The sequence below is a fragment of the Demequina muriae genome, assembly GCF_030418295.1.
Lineage (GTDB): Bacteria > Actinomycetota > Actinomycetes > Actinomycetales > Demequinaceae > Demequina > Demequina muriae.
In genome coordinates this window covers 1-824 of record NZ_JAUHQA010000008.1, presented here as the reverse complement: position 1 = coordinate 824, position 824 = coordinate 1, and the positions used below count along the sequence as shown (strand labels likewise).

1 protein-coding gene is annotated in these 824 nt (G+C 62.9%); it reads left to right on the top strand.

Annotated features, from left to right (window positions below; all coding sequences use genetic code 11):
* Positions 1-824: portal protein (locus QQX02_RS13085; protein WP_301143795.1), on the top strand; the 824-nt coding region annotated here is incomplete at both ends.

Sequence of the window (824 nt, the reverse complement as noted above, 5' to 3'; positions counted from 1 at the left end):
GGAGTTCGCGTGAAGGAAAAACGCAAGGCTGCCAAGGATGGCGGCAACTCCACCGACTTCATGAAGGAGATGCGCGAGCGGTACGAGCGCGCCGTGGAGGCGGACCAGGAGAACCGCGAGCTTGCCATCGATGACCTGAAGTTCGTTACGGTCCCCGGCAACCAGTGGGACGAGCAGCAGCGCAAGGCCCGCAAGGGTCGCCCGTGCTACGAGTTCCCGATCCTCCGCTCGCACTGGCGTCAGGTCGTCAACGACCAGAAGAAGGCGCGTCCGGGGATCAAGATTCGCCCCGTCGAGAACGGCGATGCGAAGGGTGCGGAGCTTCGTCAGGGCTTGATCCGCAACATCGAGTCGCGATCCAACGCTGAGCGGGCCTATGACGGCGGCTTCGAGCTGCTTTCGGCCTGTGGCTTCGGTGCGTGGCGTGTCTCGACCGAGTACAGCACGGACGACAGTTGGGACCAGGACATCTGCGTTAAGCCGATCCCTGACCCGCTAACGTCCGTATGGTTCGACCCTGACGCCAAGTCGCCCGACATGCGCGATGCGCGGTATGCGTTTGTCGAGGAATCCATGAGCCGTTCTCGGTTCAAGGAGCTGTACCCCGACGCCGAGCTGGTGAATTTCGAGTCGGCCAAGGACTACGGCGATTGGTTCGGTGAGGAATCGGTTCGCGTTGCCGAGTATTGGCGGCTTGAGCCGGTCACCAAGACGCTGCTGCTGCTCTCGGATGGGCGCACGGTGGACGCGGCCGAGGTTGACGATGTGGAGCTTCAACAGCTTCAGGCGCAGGGCATCACCATCGAGCGCCAGCGCACGGTCAA